At 49.1% G+C, this 8,171-nt stretch carries 7 protein-coding genes; 1 reads left to right on the forward strand and 6 read right to left on the reverse strand.

Features of this window, described 5'->3' with window-relative positions:
• Nucleotides 1-100 precede the first annotated feature (100 nt).
• From hutH to hutC, 3 genes are all read right to left on the reverse strand, one after another.
• Entirely contained in the window at nt 101-1,642 is a 1,542-nt protein-coding gene (hutH, locus tag K5Q99_RS14495) for a histidine ammonia-lyase (protein ID WP_220777248.1), read from the reverse strand.
• Between the two features lie 52 nt (nt 1,643-1,694).
• Nucleotides 1,695-3,362 carry a urocanate hydratase gene (gene hutU, locus K5Q99_RS14500; protein WP_220777249.1) on the reverse strand — a complete coding sequence of 556 codons (1,668 nt, stop codon included), beginning with the start codon at nt 3,360-3,362 and terminating at the stop codon, nt 1,695-1,697.
• Nucleotides 3,363-3,518: 156 nt separating this feature from the next.
• A complete protein-coding gene (gene hutC, locus K5Q99_RS14505; RefSeq protein ID WP_220777250.1) occupies nt 3,519-4,226 on the reverse strand; it encodes a histidine utilization transcriptional repressor HutC in 708 nt (235 codons plus the stop codon).
• A 174-nt stretch (nt 4,227-4,400) separates the two neighbouring features.
• On the opposite strand from hutC, the gene hutI reads away from it, so the two are divergent.
• Nucleotides 4,401-5,627, forward strand: coding sequence for an imidazolonepropionase (gene hutI / locus K5Q99_RS14510; protein ID WP_107946190.1), 1,227 nt, complete (start codon nt 4,401-4,403; stop codon nt 5,625-5,627).
• A gap of 114 nt (nt 5,628-5,741) precedes the next feature.
• On the opposite strand, the gene K5Q99_RS14515 is transcribed toward hutI, so the two are convergent.
• The 3 genes from K5Q99_RS14515 to K5Q99_RS14525 form a co-directional block, all read right to left on the reverse strand.
• Nucleotides 5,742-6,494, reverse strand: coding sequence for a siderophore-interacting protein (locus tag K5Q99_RS14515; RefSeq protein ID WP_220777251.1), 753 nt, complete (start codon nt 6,492-6,494; stop codon nt 5,742-5,744).
• Complete coding sequence (locus K5Q99_RS14520) at nt 6,487-7,047, reverse strand: MarR family winged helix-turn-helix transcriptional regulator (RefSeq protein WP_220777252.1); 561 nt, start codon at nt 7,045-7,047, stop codon at nt 6,487-6,489. Before K5Q99_RS14520 ends, K5Q99_RS14515 begins: the two co-directional genes overlap by 8 nt.
• A gap of 70 nt (nt 7,048-7,117) precedes the next feature.
• The gene (locus K5Q99_RS14525; RefSeq protein ID WP_220777253.1) at nt 7,118-7,669 is read right to left on the reverse strand and encodes a protein tyrosine phosphatase family protein; all 552 of its coding nucleotides are present in this window, start codon (nt 7,667-7,669) and stop codon (nt 7,118-7,120) included.
• Nucleotides 7,670-8,171: the final 502 nt, after the last annotated feature.

Genomic DNA, 8,171 nt, shown 5'->3' on the forward strand with positions numbered 1-8,171 from the left:
AATAGTAAAAAGGCACAAACTTATGTTTGTGCCTTTTTCAATTTTACGCCTCAGTGAAAATCAGTCACTAACGCTGATTAAGCCTTATAAGTTAAAGCACCTAAAAGCTGGCTAGCGTTCCTGCTGGCAAATAAGTGTTAAAGCTCGCTGTATACAACAAATCAGTCGCGGCTTCGATATCTGGCGCGAAGTATCTGTCTTTATCGTAATAAGCGACAACTTCACGTAATTCGGCTTTAGCCTTAGCCACTGCGGCACTTGGCGTTAGCGGTGCGCGGAAATCTAACCCCTGCGCCGCTGCTAGCAATTCAATTGCTAACACGCCACGGGTGTTTTCGCTCATATCGCGCAAGCGGCGGGCCGCAAAAGTCGCCATAGAGACGTGATCCTCTTGGTTGGCCGAGGTTGGCAAACTGTCAACCGATGCCGGATGAGCGTAGGTTTTGTTCTCGGACGCTAATGCCGCCGCCGTCACTTGGGCGATCATAAAGCCTGAATTCACCCCGCCGTTTTTCACCAAAAATGGCGGCAGTTTCGACAGGCTAGAATCGATTAACAGTGCGATACGACGCTCAGCAATAGAACCCAGTTCGGCAATCGCAATCGCCAGATTATCCGCCGCCATAGCCACGGGTTCGGCGTGGAAGTTACCGCCAGAGATAATGTCGCCAGTATCTTGGAATACCAGCGGGTTATCGGTTACGCCATTGGCCTCAGTGCCTAACACTTCCGCCGCATGGCGGATTTGCGTCAAGCAAGCACCCAGCACCTGTGGCTGACAGCGCAGTGAGTAAGGATCTTGCACCTTCTCGCAGTTGATGTGGCTTAAGCTGATTTCAGACTCTTCGCCCAGCAGATGACGGAACACCATGGCCGAATCGATTTGACCTTTCTGACCACGGGCTGCATGAATGCGTGGATCAAACGGACTGCGGCTACCCATGGCTGCCTCGACGCTCATGGCGCCAATCACTGAGCTTGCAGCAAACAAGTCTTCAGCGTGGAATAACCCTTCAAGCGCTAGCGCAGTCGAGGCTTGTGTGCCGTTAAGCAAAGCGAGCCCTTCTTTGGCCGCTAAATCGATTGGCTTGAGGCCCGCGATTTCTAAACCTTCGGCGGCAGAAATTAACTCGCCGCGATAGCTCATTTCGCCTTCACCCAGCATAGGCAAACACATGTGCGCCAGTGGCGCTAAATCGCCAGAGGCACCCACAGAACCTTTTTCAGGCACGCAAGGATAAACCTCGGCATTCACTAGGCTGATTAAGAAGTTAATCACTTCTAAACGAATGCCCGAGAAACCACGGCTTAATGAATTGATTTTTAACACCATCATCAAGCGCACTGTGGCGTCTTGCATGTATTGGCCCGTGCCAGCAGCGTGGGATAACACGATAGAGCGTTGCAGCAATTGCAGATCTTCGGGCGCTATCTTGGTATTGGCCAACAAGCCAAAACCCGTGTTGATGCCGTAAACGGTACGGCCTTCATCCAGCACTTTTTGCACGATTTGCGCACTAGTGTTGATGTCGGTAATGGCCTCTGGCGCGAGTTCGAGTGTCAGCTTATGGCGGCTGATGTCGCGCAATTGCGCTAGGCTTAAGCTGCCCGGCGTTAACACTAAGTGATTCACAGATTTCATATTTTTAGCTCCAAGCTTTTAGTTATTATTGTTATTGAGTCGTTAGCATCGGCTAGTCTTGCATAGGTAAATCGAGGCCCTGCTCCTTGGCGCAGTTTTTCGCGATCTCGTAGCCCGCATCGGCATGACGCATCACGCCTGTCGCTGGGTCATTCCACAGCACACGGCCAACTCGTTTTGCCGCCGCGTCAGTTCCGTCACACACAATCACCACACCCGAATGTTGGCTAAAGCCCATACCGACGCCGCCACCATGGTGCAGCGACACCCAAGTTGCGCCGCTAGCGGTGTTGAGTAGCGCGTTTAGTAATGGCCAATCGGATACCGCATCTGAACCGTCCAGCATAGATTCGGTTTCGCGGTTCGGGCTGGCAACAGAGCCAGAATCTAAGTGATCGCGGCCAATCACCACAGGCGCCGACAACTCACCATTTTTGACCATTTCGTTAAAGGCTAACGCTAAACGGGCACGATCTTTTAAGCCAACCCAGCAAATACGCGCAGGCAGACCTTGGAAGGCAATACGCTCGCGCGCCATGTCTAACCAATTGTGCAGGTGTGGATTATCTGGGATCAGTTCTTTGACTTTAGCGTCAGTTTTATAGATATCTTCAGGATCGCCAGATAACGCCACCCAGCGGAATGGGCCAATGCCTTCACAGAACAGTGGGCGAATATAAGCAGGTACAAAACCAGGGAAATCAAAGGCGTTTTCAACGCCCATTTCAAACGCCATTTGGCGAATGTTGTTACCGTAATCGAGCGTTGCTGCGCCGGCAGCTTGCAGATCCAGCATGGCTTGTACTTGCACCGCCATCGAGGCTTTCGCTGCTTTCACTACGCCCGCTTCGTCGGTTTTACGCATGGCCGCAGCCTCAGCCATAGTCCAGCCCTGCGGCAAATAGCCATTTAGCGGGTCGTGTGCCGAGGTTTGGTCGGTCACCACATCTGGGGTAACGCCGCGTTTAACTAATTCGGCAAACACATCGGCGGCATTCGCTAATAAACCCACAGATACAGGCTTGCCAGCTTGGTTCGCTTCTTCAATCATGGCTAATGCTTCATCGAGCGAAGTGGCTTTTTTGTCGACATAACGAGTACGCAGGCGGAAATCGATGCGGGTCTCGTCGACTTCACAGGCTAACACTGAGAAGCCAGCCATAGTACCCGCCAGCGTTTGCGCGCCGCCCATGCCGCCTAGCCCGCCAGTGAGGATCCATTTGCCTTTAGAGATGCCCTCAAAGTGCTGTTTTGCGACCGACACAAAGGTCTCGTAAGTACCTTGGACTATGCCTTGAGTGCCGATGTAAATCCAAGAACCCGCCGTCATCTGGCCGTACATAGCCAAACCTAGCTTATCTAACTCGTTGAAATGCTCCCAGTTCGCCCAATGTGGCACTAGGTTTGAGTTAGCAATCAGTACGCGCGGTGCATCTGCGTGGGTGCGAAATACGCCCACAGGTTTGCCCGATTGCACTAGTAAGGTTTCGTCGTCTTCGAGGCGTTGTAAGACTTCGATGATTTTGTCGTAACAATCCCAGTCGCGGGCGGCGCGGCCGATACCACCGTAGACGACTAAGTCTTCTGGGCGCTCGGCGACATCGGGATGTAAGTTGTTCATTAACATACGCATTGGCGCTTCTGTGAGCCAACTCTTACAGCTTAATTGTGTGCCATGCGGTGCAATAATTCGGCGGCTTGGGTCGTGGCGCTTGTCCATTGAATTTTCCTCTTTCAACCTGTGGTGCTAACTCGTATTCGCTGAGTCGCTAATACGGGTTAGCACTATTGTTTTTATTGTGTTTTCATCTTTTTAACTTATAAGAGTGCAGCTATTTAAATTACTGATTTACATCTGTTAATCACGCCACTGGCGCTACTTGCTAAAGGTTAAGTGACCGCCGAGTTTAAAGCGGCTACCTGGGTGAACTAGCCTTGCAAAACTCACGACGCCTTGGCGCGACCAAGTGCGGCGCAAAATCTGTAAACAGGGCTCAGTGGCGGGGATTTCAAGCCTTTGCTGTAATTCGGCGCTGGCGATAATCGCTTCAATCGTGTGATGCGCCTCGGTCAGCGGTGCCACTTGGGACAAATATTCGTGGGGTGTCTGCTGGGTAAAATCCTGCAATAAATAATCAGGCGCCAACTCGGGATTCACATAACGCTCTTCGACTTGCAACGGTAAGCCCTGCTCGCAATGCACTAAGATCGAATGGAATACCGTCGCACCGTGCTCAAGTCCAAGGGAAATTGCGATACTCGTACTCGCAGCGACTTGCTCTAACACCCATTGCTGTACACTATAGCCGTGGCCGCGGTCTTTTATCTCATCGGCAATATTGCGGATCGCCAACATAGACGACTGGGATTTACACCCTGCGACAAAGGTGCCAAGCCCTTGAGAACGCTCAAGCACACCGCTATCCGTCAGCTCGGTTAGCGCACGTCGCGCCGTCATTCGGCTGCAGGTAAACAAATCGGCAAGCTGATTCTCAGAAGGCACACGAGCATGCTCTTCCCACTCACCCGACTCGATAGAGGAGATAATGTATTGCTTAATTTCTGCAAACTTAGGTGTAGCCAAAAACATTTCCTCAATATAGAGCGCTAGAATCTAGGTACTATTCACTCTTTCAAACGTTCAAAATTGCGGCTACAATCCTAGCTTGTATATACAAGTAAATACAAGCCAGCTCACATAAATTTAATAAACCGTTAATCACTTGGTTAACATCTGCCAGCACAGCGAGGGGAATACATGTCTTGGGATCAGGTTTGGATAGACGTTAACTTAGCCACAATGGACCCTTCCATATCAGCACCTTATGGTGCGATCACCAATGCGGCCATCGCAGTAAAAGATGGTAAAATTGCTTGGCTTGGCCCCCGCAGCGAACTGCCTGCCTTCGATGTGTTGTCCATTCCCGTTTACAGAGGCAAAGGCGGCTGGATCACCCCAGGATTGATTGATGCCCACACCCACTTAATCTTTGCCGGTAATCGCGCCAATGAATTTGAGTTACGCCTACAAGGCGCGAGTTACGAAGAAATTGCCCGCTCAGGTGGCGGCATTATTTCAACCGTTAAAGCCTGCCGCGAGGCGGATGAAGCAGAATTATTTGAACTGGGCCGCCAGCGCCTAAACGCGCTCGCCAAAGAAGGGGTAACTACGGTTGAGATCAAATCAGGTTACGGCTTAGATACTGAAACTGAATTGAAAATCCTGCGTGTTGCCCGCGAGCTCGGCAAGCATCACCATGTAGATGTAAAGACCACATTCCTCGGCGCCCATGCGATTCCGCCTGAGTATAAAGACAATAGCGACGGCTATGTCGACTTAATTATCAATAAGATGCTGCCCGCAGTGATCGCCGAAAACCTTGCCGATGCTGTGGATGTGTTCTGCGAGAATATCGCCTTTAATCTTGAGCAAACCGAACGGGTACTTAGTGCAGCCAAAGCGGCGGGCTTAGAGATTAAACTCCACGCCGAGCAGTTAACTAATATGGGCGGCAGCGCACTGGCCGCACGTCTTGGCGCTAAGTCTGTGGATCATATCGAATATTTAGATGAGGCAGGCGTAAAAGCCTTAAGTGAAAGTGGCACCTGCGCCGTACTGCTGCCAGGCGCGTTTTACTTTTTGCGGGAAACCCAAAAACCACCTATCGATTTACTGCGCCAATACGACGTACCTATGGTGCTCGCCAGTGACTTTAATCCTGGTTCATCCCCCATTTGCTCAACCCTGCTGATGCTGAATATGGGCTGCACCTTGTTCCGCTTAACGCCAGAAGAAGCCCTCGCGGGTTTAACACTCAATGCCGCCAAGGCACTCGGGATTGAAGATAACGTCGGCAGCTTAGTGGTCGGCAAACAAGCCGATTTTTGTCTGTGGGATATCGCCACGCCTGCACAACTTGCCTATTCCTACGGCGTGAATCCCTGCAAAGATGTAGTGAAAAACGGTAAGTTAGTTCATCAATAGAATGCGCGTACTCGCCGCAAATGTGCATAAGTAGCAAACAAAATAAGGTCGCAAAATCAAACTTGGCGACCTTATCTTGTTTAATGGCTCGGTTAGTTTAAAAAGGATTTAAGCTTAAACACTGGCCCCATTTTCTAACTGTTCATCTTCTTGTTTTACCAGCTTATGCTCACCTTCGTTACAACCGATTTTCCAATAGCTCGAGGTATAAAAATGACTCTTAGGCAATGAATGCGCTTGCTTAAAATGCCTTCTTAACGCGCGCATGCTATTAAATTCACAGGCAATCCACACGGCGGGCTCGCCAGTAAGCCAAGGTAATTGGGCAATTCGCTCGACCAAAGGGCGACCTTCGGGATCGGCCTCAGGATTAATCACCCAATGCAGCTCAACATTTTCAGGATGCACAAGAGGCTGAATGTCGGCTTCGCTTAGCACTTCAATCACAGCGTAACCCATTGCATTGTTTGGCAATTGTGCCAAGTTCACACTGATGGCGGGCAAGGCGGTCATATCACCTGCGAGTAAAAACCAATCTGCCTCAAAGTTAATCAGTTTTTTAAGCCCAGGTCCGCCGATTTGAATAATATCGCCCACCTGCGCCGTTTTCGCCCAACTCGATGCGGGGCCGTCGGTATCGTGCAGTACAAAATCCACATCAATTTCATCATTGCGTTGCTGGCGAATTGTGTAGGTTCGCATTAATGGACGCTCACCCGCTTGTGGGAATAACAACTTAATATAGGCACTCTCTTGATCAATAGGAAATCCAGCGAATCCCGCACCGCCTAAGGTCATGCGTAACATATGCGGAGTGATATAAGTGGAGCGGATCACTTCTAGCTCACGTGGTGCAGGTTTATTCATTATGATTTTCTCCTATGGCGTTTTCTGCCGTTAAGCGCAACTCAATGGCTCCTTTGCCAGTCATGTCTTTTGGCTGACTAGATGGTCTTTTTTGAGTAAGGCAATCAGTTTCACTTTTGGCGGCAGTCGCCTCATCCACACTTTTGCTAATCCGATTGGCAAGTTTAATAAAAGTATCGACTTCGGCTGAACTGAGCGCCTGCGTCATGCGCGCTACAGTTTTGCGTTCTGAGGTACTGATCTGGGTCATGATCTTTTCCCCCTCAGCCGTGGGTCGCAGCAACTGGCTGCGGCCATCCTTTGGGTTATCGATTTTAGTGATCAACCCGCCCTGCTGTAGCTCATTAAGAACACGGGTAATTTGTGCTTTATCCCGCTGCATTCGCAGGGCAATAGACTGGGCCGTCGATTCAGGATTGCGACACACCCCCTTCAAGGCACGGATATGAGTGACAGGTAAATCAATCTCTTGTGCAGCAATATCGCTACGCAATTGCTTTTTGTAGGCATGCACTAATCTGTGCAAAGTTTCACTGAGTGACAATGAAGACATAGAAGGCTCTCGACATAGTTGACTGTGTCAACAATATCGAGACTAATTGACAGTGTCAACTATACTGAACTTAAAAACCGTATTTTTGGCTAACATCCGCTAACAATGCCTGCCACTTAGGATAGCTCGATAACTCCCCATTCCAGGGCGACATGGTCTTTTCTATCTCAGGCTTTTGGCCTTGCTTTAACTGATATAAATAAGCAAACGCTGAAGCACGATAATTAGCAAGACAATGAACTAAAACATTTTTTTCCTGATGCTGATCCATTACTGTAAAGAAGGCTTCAACATCTTCTACTTTAGGGTTTTGCCAATCCACGGGAATATACACGTACTCCATTCCGGCCTGAGTCACGAGTTTTCTTTCATCGGGATGGGCATCTTTGCTACTGTCCGACATAAGGTTGATCACTACATCCACACCCACCTGTTTAAGCTGTTGAAACTGTTGTTCATTCGGTAAACCCGAACTTAATAGCTGTGGCGCTTGCTGCTGTAATGCCCTCACATCTTTTATATTTTCGACCGATTTAAATTCAGTAGTGATATTAGCGGCATTCGCCAGCGGAGCACCTAGAAACAGGGCAAAAACAAGGCTCGACAGTGCGGTTTTTCTCATCAACAACTCCTTAATCAACATAAAAAATCTGAGGCTTGCTTAATCCTCTGATAATCCCTTATCCGCTAAGTTCAGTAAAATCACTCAGGATGTAAAAACCTTTGAGCAAGCGCTCATTTTTAATATTACCTAGGACAACTTTTCCCAGTTACAACACAAAGACAGCAATTAATCGCTCAGTCACAAAAATTAACCGCTGAATGGCAGCAACGTCAACAAGATGAGCCTCAATGGTATTGTCTGTCGGCACCAGAAGTCATGATGAGTAATGCCTTCTCTGTTAGGCATGAATTAGGCGCTTTACTGTTTTATGTGGATGAGAATCCATTTGAAATCCACTTATTCGATGGTGGCTGCTGAGATGGTCACCTCGGTCTCGGCATCGCAATGTGCCATGATTTAGGTGCACAAAATCTGACTCGAGGTGACCGATATGAACTATAAACTCATCAGCATTGATTTGGCAAAAACTGTCTTCCAAGTCGCAGCCTTTAACCCAGAC

It is taken from the genome of Shewanella hafniensis (genome assembly GCF_019655335.1).
Lineage (GTDB): Bacteria > Pseudomonadota > Gammaproteobacteria > Enterobacterales > Shewanellaceae > Shewanella > Shewanella hafniensis.

Coding starts and splice junctions, on each gene's coding strand:
- hutH (WP_220777248.1), bottom strand. CDS start 1,642: ATGAAATCTGTGAATCACTTAGTGTTAACGCCGGGCAGCTTAAGCCTA.
- hutU (WP_220777249.1), bottom strand. CDS start 3,362: ATGGACAAGCGCCACGACCCAAGCCGCCGAATTATTGCACCGCATGGC.
- hutI (WP_107946190.1), top strand. CDS start 4,401: ATGTCTTGGGATCAGGTTTGGATAGACGTTAACTTAGCCACAATGGAC.
- K5Q99_RS14515 (WP_220777251.1), bottom strand. CDS start 6,494: ATGAATAAACCTGCACCACGTGAGCTAGAAGTGATCCGCTCCACTTAT.
- K5Q99_RS14520 (WP_220777252.1), bottom strand. CDS start 7,047: ATGTCTTCATTGTCACTCAGTGAAACTTTGCACAGATTAGTGCATGCC.
- K5Q99_RS14525 (WP_220777253.1), bottom strand. CDS start 7,669: ATGAGAAAAACCGCACTGTCGAGCCTTGTTTTTGCCCTGTTTCTAGGT.